The 24,251-nt window shown below is 65.7% G+C and carries 23 protein-coding genes and 1 tRNA gene; 23 read left to right on the top strand and 1 reads right to left on the bottom strand.

Translation table 11 applies throughout. The annotated features are described in order from the left end of the window. Positions 1-63: 63 nt before the first annotated feature. The 16 genes from F7O44_RS22775 (at position 64) to F7O44_RS22700 (ending at position 14,577) form a co-directional block, all read left to right on the top strand. Positions 64-1,014, top strand: a complete 951-nt coding sequence (locus F7O44_RS22775) for an LLM class flavin-dependent oxidoreductase (RefSeq protein WP_162452609.1) — start codon at positions 64-66, stop codon at positions 1,012-1,014. Positions 1,015-1,233: 219 nt separating this feature from the next. Further along, entirely contained in the window at positions 1,234-2,574 is a 1,341-nt protein-coding gene (locus F7O44_RS22770; RefSeq protein ID WP_162452608.1) for an NAD(P)/FAD-dependent oxidoreductase, read from the top strand. Between the two features lie 67 nt (positions 2,575-2,641). Then, positions 2,642-3,934, top strand: a complete 1,293-nt coding sequence (locus tag F7O44_RS22765; protein ID WP_162452607.1) for an SAM-dependent methyltransferase — start codon at positions 2,642-2,644, stop codon at positions 3,932-3,934. A gap of 7 nt (positions 3,935-3,941) precedes the next feature. Continuing rightward, positions 3,942-4,460 (top strand): ACT domain-containing protein, encoded by a 519-nt coding sequence (locus F7O44_RS32055; protein ID WP_162452606.1) that lies wholly within the window; start codon positions 3,942-3,944, stop codon positions 4,458-4,460. Beyond that, positions 4,457-5,002: a peptide deformylase gene (gene def / locus F7O44_RS22755; protein WP_162452605.1), complete on the top strand. Its 546-nt coding sequence runs from the start codon at positions 4,457-4,459 to the stop codon at positions 5,000-5,002. Before F7O44_RS32055 ends, def begins: the two co-directional genes overlap by 4 nt. 205 nt (positions 5,003-5,207) lie before the next feature. Then, entirely contained in the window at positions 5,208-5,408 is a 201-nt protein-coding gene (locus F7O44_RS22750; protein ID WP_162452604.1) for a cold-shock protein, read from the top strand. Between the two features lie 156 nt (positions 5,409-5,564). Next, positions 5,565-5,638: transfer RNA gene (locus F7O44_RS22745), tRNA-Leu, on the top strand. Between the two features lie 261 nt (positions 5,639-5,899). Continuing rightward, on the top strand, positions 5,900-6,940 hold the full coding sequence (locus F7O44_RS22740) for a LacI family DNA-binding transcriptional regulator (protein WP_162452603.1): 1,041 nt from the start codon (positions 5,900-5,902) through the stop codon (positions 6,938-6,940). 39 nt (positions 6,941-6,979) lie between these two features. Beyond that, positions 6,980-8,425, top strand: coding sequence for an ABC transporter substrate-binding protein (locus F7O44_RS22735; RefSeq protein ID WP_162452602.1), 1,446 nt, complete (start codon positions 6,980-6,982; stop codon positions 8,423-8,425). Between the two features lie 13 nt (positions 8,426-8,438). After that, positions 8,439-9,410 (top strand): carbohydrate ABC transporter permease, encoded by a 972-nt coding sequence (locus F7O44_RS22730; RefSeq protein ID WP_162452601.1) that lies wholly within the window; start codon positions 8,439-8,441, stop codon positions 9,408-9,410. Further along, a complete protein-coding gene (locus tag F7O44_RS22725; RefSeq protein WP_222851614.1) occupies positions 9,391-10,278 on the top strand; it encodes a carbohydrate ABC transporter permease in 888 nt (295 codons plus the stop codon). Before F7O44_RS22730 ends, F7O44_RS22725 begins: the two co-directional genes overlap by 20 nt. Before the next feature lie 46 nt (positions 10,279-10,324). After that, a complete protein-coding gene (locus F7O44_RS22720; protein WP_222851613.1) occupies positions 10,325-11,701 on the top strand; it encodes a glycoside hydrolase family 172 protein in 1,377 nt (458 codons plus the stop codon). After that, positions 11,698-13,107 (top strand): GH32 C-terminal domain-containing protein, encoded by a 1,410-nt coding sequence (locus F7O44_RS32050; RefSeq protein ID WP_162452600.1) that lies wholly within the window; start codon positions 11,698-11,700, stop codon positions 13,105-13,107. The genes F7O44_RS22720 and F7O44_RS32050 overlap by 4 nt, the downstream gene beginning before the upstream one ends. Positions 13,108-13,231: 124 nt before the next feature. Continuing rightward, positions 13,232-13,705, top strand: a complete 474-nt coding sequence (locus F7O44_RS22710; protein ID WP_162452780.1) for an SRPBCC domain-containing protein — start codon at positions 13,232-13,234, stop codon at positions 13,703-13,705. Continuing rightward, a complete protein-coding gene (locus tag F7O44_RS22705) occupies positions 13,702-14,040 on the top strand; it encodes an ArsR/SmtB family transcription factor (RefSeq protein ID WP_162452599.1) in 339 nt (112 codons plus the stop codon). The genes F7O44_RS22710 and F7O44_RS22705 overlap by 4 nt, the downstream gene beginning before the upstream one ends. A gap of 96 nt (positions 14,041-14,136) precedes the next feature. Next, complete coding sequence (locus F7O44_RS22700) at positions 14,137-14,577, top strand: SRPBCC family protein (RefSeq protein ID WP_162452598.1); 441 nt, start codon at positions 14,137-14,139, stop codon at positions 14,575-14,577. A gap of 8 nt (positions 14,578-14,585) precedes the next feature. On the opposite strand, the gene F7O44_RS22695 is transcribed toward F7O44_RS22700, so the two are convergent. Then, on the bottom strand, positions 14,586-15,401 hold the full coding sequence (locus F7O44_RS22695; protein WP_222851610.1) for an oxidoreductase: 816 nt from the start codon (positions 15,399-15,401) through the stop codon (positions 14,586-14,588). Positions 15,402-15,495: 94 nt separating this feature from the next. Between F7O44_RS22695 and F7O44_RS22690 the strand changes: the two genes are divergently transcribed. From F7O44_RS22690 to F7O44_RS22660, 7 genes are all read left to right on the top strand, one after another. Then, the gene (locus F7O44_RS22690) at positions 15,496-16,080 is read left to right on the top strand and encodes a TetR/AcrR family transcriptional regulator (RefSeq protein WP_162452597.1); all 585 of its coding nucleotides are present in this window, start codon (positions 15,496-15,498) and stop codon (positions 16,078-16,080) included. Positions 16,081-16,309: 229 nt separating this feature from the next. Then, entirely contained in the window at positions 16,310-17,701 is a 1,392-nt protein-coding gene (locus F7O44_RS22685) for an HNH endonuclease (RefSeq protein WP_162452596.1), read from the top strand. Between the two features lie 313 nt (positions 17,702-18,014). Continuing rightward, a complete protein-coding gene (locus tag F7O44_RS22680; RefSeq protein WP_162452595.1) occupies positions 18,015-19,109 on the top strand; it encodes a substrate-binding domain-containing protein in 1,095 nt (364 codons plus the stop codon). A 1-nt stretch (position 19,110) separates the two neighbouring features. Further along, positions 19,111-20,121, top strand: a complete 1,011-nt coding sequence (locus F7O44_RS22675) for an ABC transporter permease (protein WP_222851609.1) — start codon at positions 19,111-19,113, stop codon at positions 20,119-20,121. A 21-nt stretch (positions 20,122-20,142) separates the two neighbouring features. Then, complete coding sequence (locus F7O44_RS22670) at positions 20,143-21,060, top strand: carbohydrate ABC transporter permease (protein WP_162452594.1); 918 nt, start codon at positions 20,143-20,145, stop codon at positions 21,058-21,060. 40 nt (positions 21,061-21,100) lie between these two features. Continuing rightward, positions 21,101-22,678 (top strand): ABC transporter substrate-binding protein, encoded by a 1,578-nt coding sequence (locus tag F7O44_RS22665; RefSeq protein ID WP_246221373.1) that lies wholly within the window; start codon positions 21,101-21,103, stop codon positions 22,676-22,678. Continuing rightward, on the top strand, positions 22,678-24,183 hold the full coding sequence (locus F7O44_RS22660; RefSeq protein ID WP_162452592.1) for a glycoside hydrolase family 32 protein: 1,506 nt from the start codon (positions 22,678-22,680) through the stop codon (positions 24,181-24,183). The genes F7O44_RS22665 and F7O44_RS22660 overlap by 1 nt, the downstream gene beginning before the upstream one ends. The last annotated feature ends 68 nt before the right edge of the window (positions 24,184-24,251 follow it).

Genomic DNA, 24,251 nt, shown 5'->3' with positions numbered 1-24,251 from the left:
GAACTTTGGTTCATGTTTGACGCTTGGGTGGATAGATCGAGCGGGCGAACGGAGAACGTCGACATGCCTGCTGACGGCACCGCATCAACCCCACACATTGGGATCACACTCAGCATCATTGCCGAGGTCGGAGACGACGCCAGCACGTTGGACAACGTCCCGGCGGCGGCGCGTGAAGTCGAGCAGGCGGGCCTTGACTCCGTCTGGGTTCCGGACGTGATCACCGGCGACTCTCGTCCGGCCCTCGAGCCGATGACGGTGCTCGCGGCCGCCGCCGGGGCGACGAACCGGATCGAACTGGGGACCTGCATCCTCGCATTGCCGTTGCGACAACTCGCCTGGACCGCAACCCAGGTTCAGACCCTGCAGTACATCTCCGGCAACCGGCTGGTGCTGGGCACGGGGATCGGCGGATTCACCGGAGAGCCCTTCTGGCGGGCCGTTCGTGCGCCGACGAAACGCCGTGGCCCGTGGCTGGATGACGCCCTCGACACGCTGCCGCGCCTGGTGGCGGGTGAGAAGGTGGATCCCGACGGTGCCGGGGTTCCGATCGCATTGCAGCCGGCCACGCCGATGCCGCCGTTGCGCATCGCCGGCAACGCCGACGCCGTGCTGGCTCGGGCGGTCCGGCACGGCGGTTGGTTCGGCGGGGGCGCGGGCAGCGGTGGTCCGGAGACGTTGCGGCCTGGACTAGACCGGCTTCGGGAGATCGCGGCTGAAGTCGGGATGCCGATGCCGCGGGTGACCGTCGCACCCGAGGTGACGCTCGGAGTCGCGGGCGCGGCCGGCAAGGCCCGCGATGAGCGGGCGGCGGGGTTGGTGGCTGAGGGCTTTATCACGGCCGAGGAGGCCGCGCGGATCCCGATCGCGCAGAGCGTTGGGCAGGTGGTCGACGCCTTAGGGGCCTACCTCGACGTCGGGGTCGATGAACTCGTCACCGGTCCGGCGGGAGAGGGCGCGGACTGGCTGCGCGGGCTCGAGATGATCGCCGAGGGCAAGCGGCAGCTGACCTGACGTCGCAACGATCACCGACAGGCTGGGCCCCAGGGGAGGCCGGGGCGAACTCGCCGCCTTCGGGTCGCATAGTTGTGCCGAGATCATTCACCAAACGGCTTGTGAATGTGTTCACAAGCTCGATAGTGTGGAACCGTGCCGGGAGAACGAACCCGGAGTGGCTTGCAACGGCGCGCCATTACTCGTCTTGCATCGAGAAGCCAGGGGTACAGAGTGAAGATGACCCGAGACAGAGTTCCACACATCTTGATCCTGGGCGGCGGCTACGTCGGCATGTACACGGCACTGGGCCTGCAGAAGAAGCTGCGCCGGGGCCAGGCCCGGATCACGGTCGTTGATCCCCGCTCCTATATGACCTACCAGCCGTTCCTGCCCGAGGCGTCGGCCGGCGCCTTGGAACCCCGGCACGTCGTCGTGCCGCTGCGCCGCGTGCTGCGCAAGTGCGACGTCATCACCGGCCGGATCACCTCGATCGCCCATGGCGACAAAGCCGTGACGATCGAACCCGAGGCCGGCGAGCCCTACCAGCTCGAGTACGACATCCTCGTCGTCGCGCTGGGCTCCATACCCCGGACGCTGCCCATTCCCGGCCTGGCTGACAACGGTATCGGCTTCAAGCAGGTCGAAGAAGCGATCGCGCTGCGTAACCACGTTCTCGACCGGCTGGATATCGCCGCTTCCACCACGGATGAGGACGTCCGTCGCCGCGCGCTGACGTTCGTGTTCGTCGGGGGTGGATTCGCCGGCGCCGAAGCGCTCGGCGAGCTGGAGAACATGGCGCAGTATGCGCGCCGCTACTATCCGCAGATCGGCGCCAAAGACATGCGCTGGGTGCTCGTCGACGCCGCTGATCGCATCCTGCCCGAGGTGGGCGATGAGATGGGGGTCTACACGGTCGAGGAGCTGAGCAAACGCGGCATCGAGATCCGGCTCAAGACGTTCCTCGAGTCATGCGTCGACGGACATGTGGTGCTCTCGAAGGGCAAGCCGTTCGACGCGGACACCATCGTCTGGACGGCCGGGGTGAAGGCAAACCCGGTGCTCGCCGACAGCGACCTCCCGATCGACGATCGGGGGCGGGTCAGCTGCGCGGCCACTATGCGTGTCGCGGGACTCGATGACGCGTGGGCGGCGGGCGACAACGCTGCCGTTCCGGATCTCACCGACGACGACCCGGACGCGTTGTGCGCACCTAATGCCCAGCACGCGGTCCGCCAGGCCAAACTGCTGGCGAAGAACATCGCGGCAACGCTGAACGGCGGCCAGCCCAAGGAGTACCGGCACAAGTACGTCGGCTCGGTGGCCAGCCTCGGGCTGTACAAGGGCGTCGCTCACGTGTACGGCGTGAAGGTCAAGGGATTCCCCGCGTGGTTCATGCATCGCACCTATCACATGAGCAAGATGCCGACGTTCAACCGCAAAGCCCGGGTGCTCGTCGACTGGACTATGGCGTTGCTCTTCCGCCGCGAAGTGGTGACATTGGGCCGCATGCGGATGCCCCGCGAAGAGTTCCGCCGTGCCGCGACGCCGAAGAGATCACAACGGGATGGGTCCAACTGATCTCCGCTGTGAGGCGCGCGAGATCCTCGCGGGTGGGTAAGACTGGAGGACTGAGGGAGGAAATGACATGTCGGCTGCTGGAGCGGCCGGCCGGATCGCCGATCTGATCGAACGTGTTCTGGATCGGTCGCTTCCGGTGCGGCTTCGGGCGTGGGACGGCTCGAGCGCTGGCCCGGTAGACGGCCCGGTTGTGGTGGTGAAGTCTCGCCGTGCCCTGCGGCGGGTCATGTGGCAGCCGGACGAGCTCGGCTTGGCCCGCGCGTGGGTAGCTGGGGAGATCGACGTCGATGGTGATCTCGAGGAGGCCATGGCGCGGTTGAACAACGTGCTGAATGAACTCGATTCCCGGCCGAAGCTTTCGGCTGTCGACCGCGCCGAGGCGCTGCGGGCAGCCGTGCTGCTGGGCGCCGTCGGTCCACAGCCGAAGCCGCCCTCGATCGAGGCTGAACTGGCAGGCGAACGTCACTCGAAACAACGCGATCAAGCCGCGATCAGCCACCACTACGACGTCGGTAACGACTTCTACGAGATCGTTCTCGGCACCTCCATGACGTACTCCTGCGCCTACTGGACCGATCCAGGCAGCTCGTCGTACACGCTAGAAGACGCCCAGCATGACAAACACGAGCTCATCTGTCGCAAGCTGGGCCTGGAGCCGGGCATGCGTCTGCTCGACGTCGGCTGTGGGTGGGGTTCGCTGGTGATTCATGCCGCTCGCGAGCACGGCGTCGAAGCGGTCGGGGTGACGATCTCCGCGGCGCAAGGGGAGTACGCCCAGCGCAGAATCGCCGACGCGGGTCTCAGCGACCTGGCGGCGGTGTACGTGAAGGATTGGCGTGATGTAGACGACGGCCCGTACGACGCGATCGCCAGTGTGGGCATGGCCGAGCATCTCGGTGCGGCCACCTGGCCGGAATATGCCGACCGGTTGCATGCCATCCTGCGGCCAGGCGGGCGGCTGCTGAACCACCAGATCGTCAAGTTGCGGGATCGTCCGGTGTCCGCATCGTCGAACCGGGGGAGCCGGTCGTTCATCGCCGCGTATGTCTTCCCCGACGGGGAGCTCATTCCGGTCGGCGACGTCGTCAGCCGCCTCGAAGAGGGCGGGCTCGAGGTCCGCGACGTGCAGGGCTTGCGCGAACACTATGCGCGCACGCTGCGCGCCTGGGTGGCAAACCTCGACGGCGGGTGGGACCGCGCGGTGCAGGCGGCCGGCGAGGAGCGCGCGCGGGTATGGCGGCTCTACATGACCGGCTCGGCGTTGTCGTTCGACGCCGGGCGCATCGGTGTCCACCAGGTGCTGGCCGTGCGTCCGGACGAGGACGGCCGGAGCGACATGCCCGGAGTGCGTACGGTTTGATAGAGGCGTGAGCCTCATCGCCATCACCGTCATCGGGCACGACCGCCCTGGAATCATCGCCGAAACCACCGGTTCGCTGGCCGAGCTCGGGGTGAACCTCGAAGACTCGACCATGACCCGCTTGCGCGGACACTTCGCCATGATGCTGCTCTGCGCCGGTGACGTCTCGGTAGAGACAGTCGAGCACGCGTTGGCCGGCTTGAGCGCGGACGGCACACTGCAGGTCTCAGTCCGCGAGGTGGCCGAAGAAGACGCCGCGGCTCCGGCGCAGCGTGCCTATGTTCTGAGCGTCCACGGCGGTGACCGGCCGGGCATCGTGTCGGCCATGACCCATGCCGTGGCCAGCTTCGCGGGCAACATCACTGACCTGACCACCCGCCTGACCGGAGACCTCTACCTGGTCGTGGCGGAGGTCGACCTGCCGGCCGACGTGGCGGTGGAGAGTCTCCGCGCCGAGCTGGACCAGGTCGCCCGCGAGCTGGGGGTGGACATGACGTTCCGTCCCCAGGAGACCGACGTCCTGTGAACCTCCGCGACTGGTCCGAGCACGAACTCGGCGCAGAAGGGCGTGTCCTTGCCGTCGTCCACGCTCCGAACCCGGTGCTGACGTCGTCGTCGGCGGCGGTGGATCCGACCGACCCCGAGATCGTCCAGCTGGCCGCCGACCTGGTGGCGACGATGCGAGTCTCGCCCGGCTGTGTCGGCCTCGCGGCTTGCCAGGTCGGCGTCGACCGGAAGGTGTTCAGCGTCGACGTCACCGACCATCCGAAGGCACGCACGTCACACGGCACGTTCGTGCTGTGCAACGCGCGCGTCGTCGAGGCCTCGCGGAAGGAGAGAGGACGTGAAGGCTGTATGTCGGTCCCGGATCTGACCGGTGACGTCAAGCGCGCCACCCGCCTCACCGTGGTGGGCGTGCTGCCCGGCACAGGCGAAGAGGTAGTTGTGGAAACCGACGCCTTCGAGGCACGGGCGCTGCAGCATGAGATCGACCACTGCGAAGGCCTTCTCTTTCTCGACCGGGTGGCCGGCGCGCACGCTGTTTTCCCCCGGAAGACCTATCTTTGACGCCTGGATGATGGAAACCAGCCGAGACTTTGGTATGTTGTCTGCACGGTCGTAGTTTTGTGTTCGTGTTTCCAGCACGCTCGCAGATTTCGACGTTGCGGGCGCGCCGCTTACCTTCAGGAAAGCTGGAGACGTCGCGTCTAGACCGACCCCAAGGTTTCACACGGTGTGGAACCTTGATTTCCAGCCCTTAAGGGAGCAGAAAATGGCACAAGGAACCGTCAAGTGGTTCAACGCGGAAAAAGGCTTCGGCTTCATCGCTCGGGAGGACGGCCCGGACGTCTTCGTGCATTACTCGGAGATCGCCGGCGACGGCTTCCGTAGCCTTGAAGAGAACCAGCAGGTCGAGTTCGACGTGACCCAGGGCGCCAAGGGCCCCCAGGCCACGGGCGTACGCGCGATCTGATTCGCGGCGGGCATAGCCCGCTAAACGCAAGACTGCGCGAGGGGCGGCACCGGCTAGGTGCCGCCCCTCGCTGTTTGCCTGCCGTAGCCCGGCTGCTTTACGATCATCGGCCGCTGCGCTCAGGTGAAGTGTGGCGTAGAGTTCTTTGTCGGAAATGCCCCCGTAGCCCAATCGGCAGAGGCAGCAGACTTAAAATCTGGCCAGTGTGGGTTCGAGTCCCACCGGGGGCACCCTCCTGTGAGTCTCTGACCTGGGCTTTTATGCATTCATGCGGAAAATCGACGTTGGCGTGCCGCGGTGGGGGCCCGATGGGGGCCTATCAGTTCTCCGGGCGAGTTCGCGGGACCACGGCGGCAGCTTGATCGGCACGGCCTCCGGTGCGGTCGGGTAACGAAGGCGTCACGGACACTTGTCATCTGAATGTCGATGGGAATACGGTGCGACGTAATCGATTACGCAATCGATTACGTTCACTCGACAGGAGCGCGCACATGCCGGGACCGACGTATCGGGAGATCGCCCAGGCGCTGGGAGTATCGACGGCGACGGTGTCCCGCGCGCTCGCCGGAGAACTGGGGGTCAGCTCCGAGATGGCGCAGCGGGTAAGGGATACCGCGGCGTCGCTCGGTTACCGATCGAACCGCGCCGCGAAGGCCCTGCGCAAGCAGCGAGCAGACGCCATCGGGCTGGTGATCTCCGACGTGGAGAACCCCTTCTTCGCCTCCGTGGCGCGGGCCATCGAGGGCGTTGCGGCAGAGCACCGGCACGCAGTCCTGCTCTGCAATACCGATGAGGATCTCGACCAGGAGAGCCTCTACCTCGATCTGATGATCGGTGAGAACGTGGCCGGCGTCATCGTCGCCCCGTCCGCTCAGGAGATCGGCCCGCTTGAGCAGCTCAGGAGCGCCGGTATCCCCACCGTCACGCTGGATCGCAAGGTGGCCGGGGACCCGTTCGACGCCGTGCTGGTTGATCACCGGCTGGGCGCCCGGGAACTTGTCGCGCACCTGGTCGACCACGGGCACCGGCAGATCGCCGCGGTGATGGGGACGACGGCGGCCACCCCCAGCCTGGAGCGCCTGGCCGGATGCCGTGAGGCGATCGCGGACGCCGCGAGTGCGCAGTTGACCGTCATCGAAGGAACTATGCGCCAAGCCGTGGGCGTCCAGGGCACGTTCGAGTTGGGGGAGCGACTGGCCATCGAAACCCTTTCCCAGCGGGACCGCCCGAGCGCTGTCTTCTGCGCCAACGGCCTCATCTCCCTCGGCGTGCTGCGAGCAGTTCGCCGTCTCGGCCTGCGCGTCCCCGAAGACATCGCCGTCGTCGGCTTTGACGACCAGCCGTTCTTCGATCTGCTCGACCCACCGCTCACCGTCGCGGCGCAACCCGTCGAAGACCTCGGCCGTGCGGCTGCAGACCTGCTCTTCGATCGGCTCGCTGACTCCGGGCAAGACGTTCGAAGCGTGATTCTTCCTCCGACCATTCACGTGCGCCGCTCCTGCGGATGTCCCGCAGCATCGGCGTCCGGCTGACCAAGCTCTGCTCAGCCGGGAACTGACGAAAGGATCGTCATGAATCCTCGTGCGACGCGTCGCGGCCAGTTATGGACGCCGCGACACAGCCTCACCCGCCGACGTTTCCTCACCACGTCTCTGGGTGTGAGTGCCGGTCTGGCAGCCGGTGCCAGCGTGCTCGCCTCGTGCGGCAACGACAGCTCGGGCACTACCGGCAGCAGCTCGGACACGCTCGATTTCTGGCAGTGGTACGCGCCGCAAGAAGGCGGCGGCTACGCCGTCGAGGCGCAGAACGCGTGGTTCCTCGACCTGGTTGAGGAATGGAATCAGCGTGGCGGCGTGCAGATCCGCCTGACCTATATCCCGATCTCGGAATACATCGAGGGTACCCAGCTGCAGTCGGCCTTCTCCGCTGGGACCGGGCCGGACATCTTCGTCATCAGCCCCGGCGACTTCTTGCGCTATCACAACGGCGACGTGCTGTACGACCTCACCGACGCGCTCGGCGACAACGTGGACGACTTCTACGCCTCCGCGCTGAGCACCCGGACCGTAGACGGGCGGATATACGGGATCCCGATGGAGAGCGAGCCACTCACCATGTTCTACAGCGTGCAGGCATTCGAGGACGCCGGGCTCTCCGAAGGGGACATCCCGCGAACGTGGGAAGAGTTGCTCGACGTGGCGGAGAAGCTGACCACCGGTGACCAGTTCGGTGTGCTGTTCGAGACCACGCCGAACGTCTATCAGAACTTCACCTGGTACCCGTTCCTATGGCAGGCCGGTGGCGACGTGGTCGACGAGTCGGGCCTGAGCTCCGCGTTCGATTCCCCCGCCACCGCCGAGGCGCTGGGATTCTGGCAGGACGCGATCGAGCGCGGTGTCGCGCCACGGACCATGCAGGGCGGCGGTGGCGGCGATCTCGTCGCGAACCTTGCCAGCGGGTACACAGCGATGGCGCAGATGGTGACCGCGGGCGGATCATTCCTCGAGGAGGGCGCGCCCGACTTCGAGTACGGCATGTTCCCGCATCCGGTGCCTGACCTGTCGGCCGATCCGATCACCGACATGGGCGGATGGGCGTTCTGCGTCAACAAGAACAGCGCCCACGCCGAGGCCGCCGCAGAGTTCTGCGCCTGGGCGCTGGCCGGTGACGAGAGCGTCGACCGGATGGTCGACTGGGCGTTCGACGCCAAGAAGAGCCTTCCAGTGCGCAAGTCGGTCATGCAGCAGGCCGACGACGACGGCCTGTTCGAGCAGGACGAGCTCATGGCCTACGCCGCCTTCGACGTGCTCGGGCTCGACCCGGCTGATCTCGACAGCGACGACACACCGTTCGGCCGCGGCGAGCCCCGCTTTACCCCGGAGGTGGTGCGGGCCGTGACCGACGCCATCCAGGCCGCGCAGCTCAACGGCACCAATCCCGCGGCGGCCGCCGGGCAAGCGCACGAGGAGATCAACGCCGCGCTTGCCGGTTACGACGGCGCCCCGCTCGGCTCCTAGGGAATCTGCCGCCATGTCCACCACTCTTCGTTCACACCCGCTTCGTTCACACCCGGTCCGGGACCGGCCGGGCCGAGCGGCGGCGCGTCTGACCCGCCGACAACGCGAGTCTCTGGCCGGCTACGCCTTTGTCGCTCCGTCCGCGATCGGTGTCGGCATCTTCGTCATGGTGCCGATGCTGCTCGCGTTCGTGCTCAGCTTCACATCGGCGGACGGGTTCGGGCGGATGGACTTCGTCGGCCTGGACAACTACCGCCGCATGTTCGGTGACCCGCTGTTCCTGAAAAGCATGCGGGTGACGTTGCTCTACGTCGGGGCGTTCGTGCCAGGTCTGTACGTGCTGGCGTTGATCATGGCGTTGCTGGTCAACGGCAACCTTCCAGGCCGCGCGTTCTTCCGGGCGGCGTTCTTCGCCCCGTACACGGTGAGCCTGGTGGTGGTCGGGCTGGTGTGGCGGTACATGCTGGCCGATCGAGTCGGCGTCGTGCACTCGTGGTTGCAGGCTATCGGGATCGAGAATCCGCCGTCCTTCCTCGGCGATCCGGACTTCGCGCTATGGACCGTCGTCTTCATCAGCATCTGGTTTTTCGTCGGCTTCTACATGATCATTCTGCTAGGCGGCCTGCAGGACATCCCCAGCGAATTGCATGAGGCCGCACGGCTGGACGGCGCCGGCTACTTCCGCATGCTGTTCAGCGTGGTGCTCCCGTTGCTGCGCCCGACGACGTTCTTCGCGCTCGTGCTGGCCACAATCGCCGGCTTAGCCGGGCTGCAGGCGTTCGACCTCATTTATGTCATGACGCAGGGTGGCCCGGCGAACTCCACGAGCCTCGGCATTTTCTACATCTACCAGCAGGCCTTCCGCGGCAACCAGTTCGGATACGCGTCGGCGATGGCGGTCTGGTACGCCCTGGCGCTGATGCTCCTGACCGGTATCGCGTTCTGGCTGACGAAAGGAGGCAGGTTTGAGAGCGACGACCGCTGACCAGATCCGGGTGCGCCACGAGCGGCCGACATCGGAGTCCCTGCAACGTCGCCGCAGCCTGCGCATCTCCACCGTCATCGCGCTGGTTCTGGCAAGCGTGCTGGCGCTGGTGCAGCTGTTCCCGCTGTTGTGGATGGTCTCCGGCGCGCTGAAGCCGCCCGAGGAAGCGACCAGCTCAAGCCTCATTCCCGAGAGCCCGACGCTCGACAACATCGTCACGGTCTTCACCCGGATCCCGTTCGCCCGCTACCTGGCCAACAGCCTGGGCGTGTCGGTGGCGGTGACCGTGCTGCTGGTCGGCTTCGGAGCGATGGCCGGCTACGCGCTGGCCCGGTTGCGGTTCCGCGGCCGGGAGGCGATCTTCGCCATGTTCTTCTCGACGCTGCTGGTGGCCCTGCCGGTGATCCTGGTGCCGCTGTTCTACGTCGTGAGCCGGATGGGGCTGACCGACACCTACGCCGGGCTCATCTTGCCGGTGGCTTTTACCGCGTTCCCGGTGTTCCTGATGCGGCAGTTCTACCTGTCCTTCCCGCGTGAGCTCGAGGAGGCGGCCGACCTCGACGGTGCCGGTTACCTGCGGCGTTTCACCCGTGTGGTGCTGCCCTTGAGCAAGCCGATGCTGGCCTCGCTGGGCGTCATCACCTTCCTCGCCACGTGGAACAGCTTCCTGTGGCCGCTCACGGTGGCCCGGGACCGTGATCTGTGGGTGGTGCAGGTCGGCATCGCCACCTTCCAGAGCCAGTACGGCGGCGAATGGAACCTGATCATGGCTGCGTCGCTGCTTGCGGCCATCCCTACGTTGCTGGTCTTCCTGTTCCTTCAACGCCAGATCATCGAGTCGATCAAGGCGTCGGGCCTCAAGGGCTGACGCGTTCATCGCACACCACTCTGTCCCACCAGAAAGGACCCGTTTCGTGTCGCAGAACCTTCCCTTTGCCATCGGTGACGACCTCCTCGGACGGGCGGCCAAGCGCCGCCTGGCACGCAGCGCCCGCGTATCCAGCTGGGACCAGACCGGCGGCAACGAGGACGCCTTCGTCGTCATGCCAGGCGAGACCGCGGTGCTCGCCGACATCGAGGGGCCTGGCTGTATCACGCACCTGTGGTTCACCCAAACCTGCCGCCGGATCATCGGCCCTGGGCTGATCGATCCGCGGCAGGCCGGCGTCGCCATGCTGGAGATCCACAACGCCCTGGGCGTCAACTGGGAGATCACCGACCCGGACTACTACCGCAAGGTGCTGATCCGGATGTACTGGGACGACCAGGAGGAGCCGAGCGTCGTCGCTCCACTGGGCGACTTCTTCTGCGTCGGCAACTCGATCGCGGGCAACTTCGCATCCTTGCCGTTCACCGTCTCCGTCAAGGACGACGAGCGGCTTAAGTTCGGCGGCCCGGCCGCGCTGAACTGCTACCTGCCGATGCCGTTCAACAGCCGGGCGCGCATCGAAGTGGAGAACCAGAACGACGTCGCCTACGTGCAGTACTACTACGTCGACTACGAGCTCTACGCCGAGCCGCTGCCCGAAGACACGCTCTACTTCCACGCCCACTGGCGCCGGGAGAACCCCTGCGACGGGTGGGGCCCGGACCTGCAGGTGAACAGCCTGGAGACACAGGTGCCGAACCTTGATGGTGCGGGCAACTACGTGATCCTGGAGACCGAGGGTGCCGGCAACTACATCGGCTGCAACCATTCCGTGGCGCACTTCCCGGGCACCTGGTGGGGCGAGGGCGACGACATGATCTTCATCGATGACGACGTCTGGCCGCCCAGCATGCACGGAACCGGCGGCGAGGACTACTTCAACCAGGCGTGGGGTATGCAGCGCAACGCGTTCCCGTTCTGCGGCACCATCGTGCACGAGGGCGACGTCCCCGGCTACCAGGTCAGCTACCGTTTCCACCTAGCCGATCCCGTTCGCTTCGACAAGAAGATCAAGGTGACGATGGAGCACGGCCATGCGAACCACCTGGCAGATGACTGGGCGTCGACGGCGTACTGGTACCAGACACTGCCCTCGCCTCGACTCGACATGCTGCCGGTGGAGGAGCGGCTGCCGCGTCGCCCGGCGTCCCCGCCCGCCGATGGCGTTGTTCTGCCGGACCGGGACACGCTGGACGAGGTCCGGCAGGCGATGCTCAGGCAGCGCGACGAACGGATGAATGAGTTCGAACGGCGCCGCGCCGAGTGGCTCGAGCGCCGGGCCCAGGACACGCGTGAGCGGCAGGCCGCCAATGCCGAGAACGCCAGCCGCATCCGCGCGTCGTTCCTCGAAGGCCTGCGGTGACGCAGCAAACGCAGGTGGCCGCCGGTGTTGTCCAGGCTCCTGAACAATGGCGGCCACGCTTTCACGTCACCGGGGCGCGGAACTGGATCAACGATCCGAACGGCCCGGTTCAATGGAACGGGACGTACCACCTGTTCTTTCAGGCGAATCCGGATGCGCCGTTCTGGGGGCCGCCACGCTGGGGACACGTGTCGTCGCCGGACCTCATCCGGTGGGAGCGGCACTCCGACGCCGTCGTTCCCGGCCCCGGCGCCGCGGACGTCGACGGCTGCTGGTCGGGCTGCGTGCGTGAGGTCGAGGGGCGCCCGGCCATGTACTACACGGGCGTCGTCGGCGCCGACGACGCCCGGGTCGAGTCGGTCTGCCGCGCCTGGGGTTCCGCGGACCTGACCGAGTGGACGAAGGACATCGCCAATCCGCTGATCCCAGCGCCCCCTGCGGAGCTGGGCAGCGGCTACCACCGCGATCCGTTCCTCTGGCACGACGGCCACCGCTGGCAGATGCTGCTGGGCAGCGGCACATTGACTGGGGAACGGCACGGCACCGTCTTGCGGTACGAGTCGGATGACGCGACGTCGTGGCAGTACCGGGGGGTGTTCTTCAGTGCCGGCCGCCGGGAGGATGGGATCGACCTCGGAGAACACTGGGAGTGCCCGCAGCTCGTCGTCGACGGTGACCGAGCACTGCTCGTGTTCGGCTGCCAGGATCCGGCGGCAGCGAAGCCGTTGATGCACGCCGTATACGTCACCGGTGCCGTGGCCGACGGTGGTTTCGCCGGTGGCCCCGCCCGGCTGCTGGACCACGGGGACGTCTTCTACGCACCAGCTGTCATGACCGACGAAGCCGGGCGGACGCTGCTATGGGGCTGGGCGCAGGAACGTGTGCCGGAGGAGACACAGGCATCGATGCGGCAGGTGGGCGCCTTGTCGGTGCCGCGGACATTGTCCATCGAAGATGGCCGGGTGACGGTGGAGCCGGTGCCCGAACTTCAGCGGCTGCGGCGAGGCCTTCTGGCCGGGCCCGCGGACCTGGCGACGGGCGTCGTTGTCGATCGGCCCGCCGTCGAACTGGCGGGGACCGTCGGACATGACGGCGGAGGTTGGTCGATCGTCGCCGGGGCGGCCCGGCTGAGCGTCGTGGCCGACATCGCTCGCGGGTCACTGAACGTCGAGGTCACCGACGCAGTCATGGGTACGCGCTGGTTAAAGCTCCCCCGGCGGACGACGAGTGAGCTCAGGTTGTTCGTCGACGGTTCGCTCGTCGAGATCTTTACCTCCGACGGCGATGCTCTGACCACGCGCGTGTACTGGCCGTCCCCGGAGCTAACGGTCACGCTCGGCGGAGCGGCGGACGGACGAGCGTGGGCGCTCGACACGTCGGTGATGCCGGACGCTGTGGACGACTAGTCAGGCACGTCGAGGCGGATGGTGGAGCCTGCGTCGATTCTTAACGCAACCAATGGTTGCGCATTAGGTGGAGGTCGCGCTACTGTCATCCGCAACCAAAGGTTGCGGAAGGATGGTTCGTCGCATGGAGTACGGCAGCATTGAGCGGCAGATTCACGTCGAAGCCACGCCCGAGGTGGTCTACGAGGTCGTGAGCACTGCTGAACATCTACGGGAGTGGTGGCCCGACGAGGCAGCGTTCGAGTCGGTGCCCGGCGCTACCGGCAGCATCTCGTTCGGCGACCGATCTTCTCCGGAGGCACACGTCGAACAATTCACCGTGATGGAGGCCGATCCGCCCCGGCGGTTCTCCTTCCGATGGGTGTACGACGAAGGCGAGGCCGCGACGCCGGCCAATTCGCTCCTGGTGACCTTCGAGCTGATCCCGTCGGAAGGGGGCACGCTTCTGCGTCTCACTGAGACGGGTTTCCGGGAGAAGGGCTGGGAGGCGGCTGTGCTCGAGGAGAAGTACCGCGACCACGTCACCGGCTGGGACTACTTCCTTCCGCGCCTGCCTGCGTACGTCGCTCGGCTGGTGTCGGCACGGTCGCCGCGATGAGTGTGGCTGTTGACGACGAGCTTTGGTCGGCGGTGGGCGACCCCACTCGCCGGCGGATGCTCGATCTGCTGCTGATCGACGGCGGCGGCACGGCGACCACGCTGAGCGAGCAATTGCCGGTTACCCGGCAGGCGGTCGCGAAGCACCTCGGTGTGCTTGATCGGGCCGGACTGGTCCAGGTCACGCCGTCCGGACGCGAGCGTCTCTACGAGGTGGACGAGGCGCAGCTTGCCCGTGCGGTGGCGCAACTGTCGTCGGTTGGGGCCACCTGGGACGCGCGGCTGCGGCGCATCAAGCGGATCGCGGAAACGATCCAGCGTCGCCAGCAGAGCTGAACCGCCGGGCTTCACGCAAGAACGCCGCCACATCCGTGGCTGTGCCGATCAACCCTGCCCGAACGCGGGCGGGCGCACGAGAGAAGAGGCATCGAAATGGTAGACATCCTGCACAGGATCGGAGTGACGTCTCCTCCCGAGGACGTCTACGCCGCCCTAACCACGGTTGACGGGCTGGCGAGCTGGTGGACGGAAGAGACGGAGGGTGACGGCGACGTTGGTGGAGTGCTTCGGTTCCGGTTTGAGGCCGGCGGGTTCGACATGAAGGTTCTGGACGTCCGGCCCGGCGAACTCGTGCTCTGGGAGGTCATCGATGGCCCGGACGAGTGGATCGGCACGCGGGTCCGATTCGAGCTCTCCCGGGAAGACGGCTTCACCATCGTGCTGTTCCGTCATGAAGGCTGGAAGGAGCCGGTGGAGTTTATGCATCACTGCAGCACCAAGTGGGCGACCTTCCTGATGAGCCTGAAAAATCTGGTGGAAACTGGAAAAGGCGCCCCCGCGCCGAATGATGTCAAGATCGACAACTGGAACTAGGACACTAACTAGCTTCGGATGCGGTTGAGCTTGCGGATCTGTTTGTCGAAGGCTCCTGCGGGTGCGAAGCGGCGCAGTTTGCTGACGCGTCTGGCCGTCGGGCCGGCGGTGTAGCGCAGTTTCGGCTTCGCATCGGTTGCCGCCGTGGCGACGACCTCGCCCACGATTGCGGGGTCGTCGCCGATCTGGATCGCCTCCGCCATGACTCCGTCGAGGACCTTCCGCCGCTCCGCGTAGAGCGGCAGGGGTGCCTCGGGTGGGAGGGCATTGGCCTCGAACGAGGTCTTGGTGTAAGCGGGCTGGACGATGAGCGCGCGGACGCCGAATTCGCGGATCTCGTGGTCCAAGGATTCGGTGTAGCCCTCGATCGCGTGCTTGGAGGCGGCATACGCGGCCATGTAGGGAGCAGGGATGATTCCGAGAACGGACGAGATGTTGATGATGCGGCCGTTGCCTTGGGCGCGCATGTGCGGCAAAGCGGCCTTGGCCATGCGGATGGGTCCGAAGACGTTGATGTTGAAGACGCGCTCGTCCTCGGCAAGGGAGCGCTCCTCGGCGGCGCCCGTCGAGCCGATGCCGGCGTTGTTGACCAGGACGTCGAGCCGTCCGAATCGGTCGATCATCTGCTGGACCGCTGCCTTGGCGGACTCGTCGTCGCCCACATCGAGAGCGATGAGCGGCACGCCGTCGTGATCCGTATTTCCTGAAGCCTTCCGGCTGGTTCCGACGACCTCAAAGCCAGCTTTGATGAGCGCGAGCGCGGTCGACTGTCCGATGCCAGAGGACGCTCCCGTGACGAGCGCCACCCGTTTCGTTGCCTTCACACTGATCTCCCTTGAGATTGAATTATGATCATAATGTCATAGGGTGAAAGGGTATCGAGGGCCAATGTATTCCTGGCCAGGGAAAGGGTTGGCGATGCGGTATACGAGCGAGCACAAGCAGGCGACGAGGCAGCGGATCATCGAAGCGGCCGGCCGTCGGTTCAAGCAGGACGGCATCGACGGCTCAGGGGTTGCCACGCTCATGAAGGACGCGGGGTTGACCAACGGCGCCTTCTATGCGCATTTCGCCTCGAAGGACGACCTCGTCGCCAATGTGGTTGCCGACCAGTTACGCGAGCAGCGAGCCAGTTTCGACTCGACGCCTTCCGGCCGTGCCGGGGTGGAGGAGTTCGTGCGCCGGTACCTGTCGGTGGAGCACCGCGACAGTCCCGAGAGCGGCTGCCCGTCGGCGGCTCTGCTCGATGAGATCGTGCGGTGCACGCAGGCGACGAAGGAGGCTTTCACCGACGGTGCGCTGGGGGTCATCGACGAGATCTCCGCAGGCCTGGCTCCAGGCGATCCGCAGTCGGTGCGTGCGCAGGTCATCGCCGCGTTCGCGTTGATGATCGGGACGCTGCAGCTCGCCCGCGCCCTGGCCGACCAGCAGCTAGCTGATCAAATCCTCGAGCAAGGTGTTCAGAACACGCTCGCGCTGCTGCCTGCGGAGGATCGGGGCTGACCTGACGCGTGTCCAGTGAACCCGCCATTCGCGGATCGCGGTGGCCTGCGAGCAGTGTTTGGCTAGCCACTTCGCTTGTCTGCCCGGCGTTGCCGAACTCTTCTGAATGCTGTCACCGTTCACCTCTGATCGAGCGCCATCGAGGGCGGAGGCAAGGTATCGCCGCGCGCTTGGTGAGATGTGGATTTTCGATTGTAGTTGTGCTGGGGGACGGGATAGAATCGAACGTATGAACGAGCAGATGGCAGTGGGTGAGATCGCCGGTATGGTTGACCGGCTGATCGAGCTGTCATCGGCAATGGACGACGACGCGGCGTGTGTGGACGTGATCGCCGCTGCCGAGCGGCTGAAGGCAGCCACGGCGGCGTTTCAACTGGAGAAGATCGCCCAGTTCGCTGCGTCGCAGGCCGAGGCGAAGAAGGCCATGGGCTTCGAGGCGCGTCATGCCATGCGTGGGGTGCCCGAGCAGGTCGGGTTGGCGACCAGGACGTCGCCGTCGGCTGCGGCGCGGCAGCTCTCGCGGGCGCGGGTGTTGCGCGAGTGTCTGCCGGAGACGTTTGCGCTGTTGCGAACTGGGGAGGTGTCGGAGTTCGTGGCCACGCACGTGGTGAACGAGACTTCCCATCTGGATGCGGACAGTCGTCGCGCGGTGGACAACCAGCTCGCGTCGCAGTTGGTCGGGTTGGGGCCGAAGCGTGCCCAGAGCCTGGCCCGGAAGTTGGCTATTGAGGCTGATCCGGAGGCGGCGGTGGCGCGGGCTGGCCGGGCACGTAAAGATCGCCGAGTCAGTGTGCGCCCGGCGCCGGACACGATGACGGTGTTGTCGGCGTTGTTGCCGTGTGAGCAGGGGGTGGCGGCGTTTGCGTCGTTGCGGCGGCATGCTGATGCGCTTGTTGCTGGTGGGGATGGGCGTTCGCGGCAGCAGATCATGGCTGACACTCTCGTCGAGCGGGTGACTGGGCAGGCTGTGGCTGATGCTGTGTCTGCCGAGGTGGGGCTGGTGATGACTGATGCCAGCCTGTTCGGTGGGGATGACGAGGCCGCTGATGTTGTCGGGTACGGGCCCATTCCGGCCGAGACGGCGCGGGACCTGATCCGGCAAGGCCACGAATTGCGGTCTCACCAGCACCCTGACCAAGCCGCGGCCGCCAACACAAACGGGAGCGCCGGCCAATCCGCGACCGCCGGCATGAGCGGTCCTGGTGCGGTCGAGCGGGCGCGGGTATTCCTGCGGCGTCTGTTCACCGACCCGGCCACCGGGGTCGTGGTGGATTGTGACCCGCGCCGGCGTCGTTTCGACGGGGTGCTCGCGCGGTTGTTGACCTACCGGGATCACCTCTGCCGGGACGCCTTCTGCGATGCCCCGATCCGCCATATCGACCACATCCAGCCGCACGCCGAGGGCGGTCCTACCGTGCCGGGAAACGGGCGCGGCACATGTGAGCGCGGCAATTACACGCGAGAGTTGCCCGGCTGGAGAATCCGCGTCGTCGACCCGGACCTCCACCTCGTCGAAACCATCACACCCACCGGACACCGGTACATGTCAACACCCCCGTCAGCACCCGGCATACGACGCCGGCCTGCCGCTGGAAAGCTTGGCCGACCGTGCGCCGCCTGACCCGGGACGCTCACGCCACCCTGCCCTGAGGCCGTCGCGGGCGCACTAGAAGCCGCGAGCAACAGTCATGTTCGCTTCAACGGGGCGGCAGCATCTTCCACGCTCATCCAAGAATCGGGCGGTGAGAAGATCGTGGCCGGTTCGCGGTCAAGTGAACGAAACAGCCCGGTTGTCTCCAGGTGGCTGAGCATCTGGCCGTCCGAGTTCGGTAACGCTTCCGTAACGGAGGCGACCAGCTCTGGACATCTTCGGAACTCCCGAGCAGACTCACGTCAAACGTTTAACGTCAATCGTTTAACTGGAGGTCTGTTCGGTGGCGACGCTCAAGGATGTGGCGGCGGCAGCCGGTGTTTCAGTGGCAACGGTCTCCCTGGTCTTGAACGGACGAGACGCGGGACGGGTGAAGGCAACCGTGAGCGAGCGCGTTCGGCAAGCCGCCGCGGAGCTCGGCTACGCACCAAACCTTCTCGCCAGGAGTCTCAAGACGCGCCAAACCCATACCATCGGCCTGATCTCGGACTCCGTGGCCAGTACGCCATTCGCGGGACGCATGCTGGCCGGCGCTCAGGACGCAGCATGGGCGGCTGGTTCGCTGCTCGTGCTGATCGATACCGGTGGGCACTCCGACATGGAGGATGCGGCGGTCCAGGCGCTGGTTCAGCGGGATGTCGATGCGCTGATCTATGCGTCGATGTACCACCGTGTCGTCGAGCTTCCGACGGTGCCGCAAGAGCTTCCGCTCGTCGTTCTGGACGGCAGGCCGGCCGGTGAGCAACCGGCGGCTGACTGGGTGGTGCCGGATGAACACAATGGTGCGCGAGCTGCGGTGACCCATCTGATCGAGGCGGGGCACGACCGGATCGGATTCATCCTCGTTGACGAGGACATCCCGGCGGTGCACGAGCGGCTCGCCGGGTACCGCCAGGCTTTGGAGGACCACGAGCTGCCGTATATCCCGGAGCTAGTCGTCCGCGCTCCAGGCAATGACGCGCGCATGGCCGTGGAGACCGCGCACCGCTTGCTGAGCCGCCAGGATCGCCCGACGGCGGTGTTCTGTTTCAGTGACCGCGTGGCGATGGGCGTGTTCCGGGCGGCCCGGCATCTCGACCTGAGCATCCCCGGCGACGTGTCGGTGGTCGGTTTCGACGATCAGGAAAACGTCGCCGACTCGCTGGAGCCGGAACTCACGACGGTGGCCCTGCCGCACTACGACATGGGCTCCTGGGCGGCGAAGCGAGTTCTGGCGCGCGTTGAAGAGCAGGAAGACGGGGGCGAACAGCGGCACATGCTGATGCCGTGTCCGCTCGTGATCCGCCAGTCCGTCGCCCCGCCTCACTCTGGCTACCCGGGCTCCGCTACTGGTGCGCCAGCGGGTACTCCCGCGCGTTCTTCAGGAAGCCGGCGCTGACGTGGCTGGGCGACCACATCTCCTGCGCCGCCGGCCCGCCGGCCCGCCAGCGGGCCGGGCCGGGGGGATCGCGCCACCGGGTGCCCGCGTCGTTGTGGAGCGGCGTGGGGTGGGCCTGGCCGCCCGGATGTGGCGTGCTCGTCACTTGTACCTGCTGCTGGCGCCGACGGTGGTGTATTTCGCCGTCTTCAAGTACTGGCCCATGTACGGCGTTCAGATCGCCTTCCGGGACTATCAGGCCGACGCGGGTTTCCTGCATAGTCCGTGGGTCGGTCTCGCCCACTTCCAGCGGTTCTTCAACTCGCACCAGTTCTGGGACCTGCTGTCGAACACGATCTGGCTCGCGCTGTTCAACCTGCTGGTCGTTTTCCCAGTTCCGATCGTGCTGGCCCTGATCGTCAATCAGCTTCGATTGGGGCGGTTCCGGAGGTTCGCGCAGACCGTGCTGTATGCGCCGAACTTCATTTCCACCGTCGTGATCGTGGGCATGCTGTACGTGTTCCTGGCGCCGAGGTCGGGCCTCGTGAACAACCTGATCGTGTTCATGGGCGGGGATCCGATCTTCTTCATGGCCGAATCGGAATGGTTCCGTCCTGTCTACGTCGGCTCGAGTCTCTGGCAGGAAGCCGGATTCTCGATGGTGATCTACCTCGCGGCGCTTGCTGCCATCGACCCGTCACTGCACGAAGCGGCGAAGATGGACGGAGCAACCCGGTGGCAACGGATCCGGCATGTAGACCTGCCGGGGATATCGTCCACGATTTCCGTGCTGTTCATTCTCTCCATCGGGAATCTGCTCAATATCGGATTCGAGAAGGCGTTGCTCATGCAGACGCCGTTGAACAAGGACACTTCGCAGATCATCCAGACCTATGTCTACGAGGTGGGACTACTTCAGGCGCAATTCAGTTTCTCGGCGGCGGTCGGATTGTTCAACTCGCTGATCAACATGACATTGCTGCTCGTCTTCAATCACGTCGCCCGGCGCGCTCGCCAGGCGAGCCTTTTCTAGCGGAGGGGAGGAAGCTCCGTCATGGAACAGAGACACACCACCCTGAGGTCATTTCGCCGGAAGCTGTCCGACCCGCTATTCAATGCGGTCACCGTGCTGGTGCTGGGCGGCGCCCTGGTGGCCATCATTTATCCGCTGTACTTCATACTCATCGCTTCGGTCAGCGAACCGGACCAGGTGTACGAGGGCAACGTCTGGCTGGCGCCGGCCGGTTTCACCCTCGACGGGTATGAGCGGATCGTGTCCGATCCCGCGGTCTGGCGCGGTCTGATGAACTCGCTGCTGTACACCGGGCTGGCCGTCACGATCAGCGTCTGCCTGGTGCTGACCGCTGGATATGCACTGTCCCGCCGGGACATGCCGGGCCGGTCGATGTTCATGTTGCTCTTCCTCGCCACGATGTTCTACGACGGTGGGATGATCCCGCGTTACCTGGTGGTTCGCGACCTGGGGATGCTGGACAGCATCTGGGCCATGGTGCTGCCGAACGCCGTGGCCGTATGGAACCTGATCATCGCGCGGGTGTACTTCGAATCGAACATCCCGGGGTCGTTGCGGGAAGCCGCGCATATGGATGGTGCGTCGGACCTGCGATTCTTCTTCCGCATCGTGTTGCCGATGTCGAAGCCGCTCATCGCGGTGATGATCATGATCCACATGGTGTGGAACTGGAACGCGTTCTTCGACGCGCTCATCTTCCTCACCGATGATTCGAAATACCCACTCCAGCTCGTATTGCGGAACATCCTCGTACAGAACGAAGTGTCGACGACGGGGAACCTGGTCGGCGATCTCGCGTCATATGCGGAGCAGCAAAAGGTGGCCGAACTTATCAAATACGGGATGATCGTTTTCGCCAGCCTGCCCATGCTGCTGCTATTCCCATTCCTGCAGAAGTATTTCACCAAAGGAATGCTCATCGGAGCTGTCAAGAACTGACCGGAGGCACACCATGAGAAGAAGGAAATACCCCCTCGTGATGCTACCCACCTTACTGGTCGCCGCCGCCTGCGGCGGTGGTGGTGATTCGGGTAGTGCCTTGGGCGACGATTCCTCGGACGAGTACGGATTCAATTCCACTGGTCTGCCCATCGTCGACGAGCCACTGCAACTGCGCTTCTCCGGCGCGAAAGCGCCGTTGGCGCCCAACTATAAAGAGATGAGTCTGCTCCAAGATCTGGAGGAACGGACGAACATCCAGATCACCTGGGAGAACGTCCCGGACAACGTCTACGAGGAGCGCAAGAACCTACTCTTGGCCAGCGGCGACCTGCCCGACGCCTTTTACAACACCGGTTTCACCGACAGCGACATCGCGACCTACGCCGCGAACGGCACGCTTATTCCCTTGGAAGACTTGATCGAGGAGCACGCCCCGAACCTCATGGAGGTCTTCGAGAAGCGACCGGAGATCCGGCAGGCCGTGACCGCTCCCGATGGGCACATTTACACGTTGCCGGCGGCCGAAGAACTCGGGATCGGAGCGGTGCCGTTCTTCTGGGGGATCAACAAGACGTGGCTCGACGAACTCGGCCTGGATGTGCCGGCGACGGTCGAGGAGTACCGGGAAGCGCTGGTCGCGTTCAAGACCGAAGATCCCAACGGATCGGGTAGCTCCGACGAGATCCCGCTGAGTTTCATCGACGGCTGGTGGTGCGCGGACATCGGTGATCTATTCGGTGCGCTGACCGGGATGCCGGACAACCCACAGCACAAGATCGTCCGTGACGGCGAGGTGATCTTCACGGCGGCGCAGCCGGAGTTCCGGGACGCCGTGGCCGAGCTGCACGAGTGGTTCGCCGACGGCCTGATCGACCCAGAGTCGTTCGCTCAGGATGCCAGTCAGTACCTGGCCAAAGGCAAGACCAGTACCCCGGTGCTCGGGTCGTTCGTGTGGTGGGAGATCGAGGAGGTCGTCGGAACCGACCGGGTGGACGACTACGTACTGATGGGACCCCTGGAGGGCCCGGCCGGGCGCGTCGTCGGACAGAGCAACGGCGGCGAGTACGCTCGCGACGCATTTGCCATCACCAAGGAGAACCCGGCCCCGGCCGCGACCATGCGCTGGGTGGATGAGTTGTACGAACCGTACCTTTCGGCGCAGGTGGCTTGGGGCCCGATCGGGGAGGTTTTCGAGGAGGACGAGAACGGCAAGCTGCAGTATCTGCCGCCGCCGGAGGGAACCACTCCGGGTGAGTTCCGCCAGCTCGTCGCCCCGGGTGGTCCGAGGGTCACGCTCGAAGAGGACTTCGAGACCGTGGTCGAGCCGGAAGAGCGCGCCAAGCAGCGCCTGGCCGACCTCGACGAGCACTACGCGCCTTATCTCGAGCCGGAGAACTATCCCGACGTCTTCTTCACCGAGGAGGAACTCAGCGAGCTTTCGCAGCTGGAGACGGAGATCCTCGACCTGGTCGATCAACAGCGGGCCCGGTGGATCGTGGACGGCGGCGCCGAGGCGGAATGGGATGCCTACCTTGATCAGCTGGATCGGATGGGCCTAGAGCGGATGGTCGAGATCTACCAGGACGCACTCGACCGGTATCACGAGGCCGGCTGATGACGGATCAGCTCGAGGAGAACACCGGTGATCCGCACCGGCCGGGTTTCCATTTCATGCCACCGGCCAACTGGATGAACGAACCACACGCGGCGTTTCAGTATCGCGGCTTGCACCACATCTTCTACCAGCGCAACCCGCGAGGGCCGTTCTGGGATCGGATCCACTGGGGCCACGCCGTGAGCCACGATCTGGTCAACTGGCGGCACCTGCCGGACGCGTTGACGCCCGACACCGTCGCGGTGGCCCCGGACGGCGTGTGGTCCGGCAGCGCTACCCGGGGCCCGGACGGATCACCTGTGCTCTTCTTCACCGCGGGCGACAACCGGCTGCATCCGAATCAGTCGATCGGTTTGGCCACGCCCGCGGCCGGGCCGGACGGCGCGGACAGCGCGAACCAGTTATCCGAGTGGCGGGCGGTACCCGAGCCCGTGGTGCGACTCGACACCGGCCTCGACACCGGCTACGGTCCGCCCCTGGCCACCGAGTTCCGCGACCCGTTCGTGTGGCGCGATGGCGACGAGTGGTTCATGCTCGTCGGTTCCGGCGTGGGCGGGGTCGGGGGCACGGCCCTGCTGTACGTCTCCCAGGACCTGGTCACCTGGGCCTATGCCGGACCGCTGCTCGTCGGCGATGTGGGCCGGCTACCCGCGACGGGTGTGATGTGGGAGCTGCCCAACCTGTTGCCCGTCAGCGGGCCGGGCGGGGACCGGCACGTGTTCATCATGAGCCCGTGGTGGCCGGATCCAACCGAGTATTCGCTGAGGTACGCCTGGTACTGGATCGGATCATGGGATGCGCGTGCCCGCCGGTTCACTCCGGATCACGACGAGCCCAGGCATTTCGACTACGGCGGGTATTTCACCGGCCCGACCGGAACCGTCGACGAATCGGGCCGGACCCTGCTGTGGAGTATCGCGCAGGACGGTCGCACCGACGACGAGCACCGGGCGGCCGGCTGGGCGCACAACGCGGGACTGCCGCTCGAACTCAGTCTCGGTGCCGACGGTGAGCTGCGGATCGCGCCCGTCCGGGAGTTGGCCCGCTTGCGGCGTGGCGGCGTCGTTGATCTCCGCGAGCCGTCGCTCGACAACGCGGCGGCGGCGCTGGCGGCCGTCCGCACCGACATGGCCGAACTGGAGCTGGAAGCAGTGGTGCCAGGTACATCTCAGCTACAGGTCGAGGTGCGCCGTACCCCGGACGGTGCTGAGAAGGCGATGATGCGTTACCACGCAGGTGAGCGGCGGATAGAGATCGAGGTCGATGGCGTAGCGCAAGGCGGGCCGTTGACACTCGACGGTGACCGGCTCCGGCTCCGGGTGTTCGTCGACCGTTCCATGGTCGAGGCGTACGTGAACGGACACCGCAGCCTCACCAGCCGCATCTACCCGCGCCTCCCCGAAAAGGCCCAGAGCATGGGTATATCGGCCAGCGCCGGGGTGACCCTGAACCGGGTGAGAGTCTGGCCCCTCGACCCGGCCCGGAACGTCTCCGTTCCGCCATGAGCCGTTCCTGAGTAACAGGTCCTCTAGGCCGCCCGACCCGTACCACCGCACACCTGTGGAAGGAACAC

The organism is Phytoactinopolyspora mesophila, assembly GCF_010122465.1.
GTDB lineage: Bacteria > Actinomycetota > Actinomycetes > Jiangellales > Jiangellaceae > Phytoactinopolyspora > Phytoactinopolyspora mesophila.
This window is presented reverse-complemented; position numbering and strand designations above follow the sequence as displayed.

What these genes read in the sequence shown, in the direction of transcription:
- F7O44_RS22775 (WP_162452609.1), top strand. Translation starts at nt 64, where the DNA reads ATGCCTGCTGACGGCACCGCATCAACCCCACACATTGGGATCACACTC.
- F7O44_RS22770 (WP_162452608.1), top strand. Translation starts at nt 1,234, where the DNA reads ATGACCCGAGACAGAGTTCCACACATCTTGATCCTGGGCGGCGGCTAC.
- F7O44_RS22765 (WP_162452607.1), top strand. Translation starts at nt 2,642, where the DNA reads ATGTCGGCTGCTGGAGCGGCCGGCCGGATCGCCGATCTGATCGAACGT.
- F7O44_RS22750 (WP_162452604.1), top strand. Translation starts at nt 5,208, where the DNA reads ATGGCACAAGGAACCGTCAAGTGGTTCAACGCGGAAAAAGGCTTCGGC.
- F7O44_RS22740 (WP_162452603.1), top strand. Translation starts at nt 5,900, where the DNA reads ATGCCGGGACCGACGTATCGGGAGATCGCCCAGGCGCTGGGAGTATCG.
- F7O44_RS22735 (WP_162452602.1), top strand. Translation starts at nt 6,980, where the DNA reads ATGAATCCTCGTGCGACGCGTCGCGGCCAGTTATGGACGCCGCGACAC.
- F7O44_RS22730 (WP_162452601.1), top strand. Translation starts at nt 8,439, where the DNA reads ATGTCCACCACTCTTCGTTCACACCCGCTTCGTTCACACCCGGTCCGG.
- F7O44_RS22710 (WP_162452780.1), top strand. Translation starts at nt 13,232, where the DNA reads ATGGAGTACGGCAGCATTGAGCGGCAGATTCACGTCGAAGCCACGCCC.
- F7O44_RS22705 (WP_162452599.1), top strand. Translation starts at nt 13,702, where the DNA reads ATGAGTGTGGCTGTTGACGACGAGCTTTGGTCGGCGGTGGGCGACCCC.
- F7O44_RS22700 (WP_162452598.1), top strand. Translation starts at nt 14,137, where the DNA reads ATGGTAGACATCCTGCACAGGATCGGAGTGACGTCTCCTCCCGAGGAC.
- F7O44_RS22690 (WP_162452597.1), top strand. Translation starts at nt 15,496, where the DNA reads ATGCGGTATACGAGCGAGCACAAGCAGGCGACGAGGCAGCGGATCATC.
- F7O44_RS22685 (WP_162452596.1), top strand. Translation starts at nt 16,310, where the DNA reads ATGAACGAGCAGATGGCAGTGGGTGAGATCGCCGGTATGGTTGACCGG.
- F7O44_RS22670 (WP_162452594.1), top strand. Translation starts at nt 20,143, where the DNA reads ATGGAACAGAGACACACCACCCTGAGGTCATTTCGCCGGAAGCTGTCC.
- F7O44_RS22665 (WP_246221373.1), top strand. Translation starts at nt 21,101, where the DNA reads ATGCTACCCACCTTACTGGTCGCCGCCGCCTGCGGCGGTGGTGGTGAT.
- F7O44_RS22660 (WP_162452592.1), top strand. Translation starts at nt 22,678, where the DNA reads ATGACGGATCAGCTCGAGGAGAACACCGGTGATCCGCACCGGCCGGGT.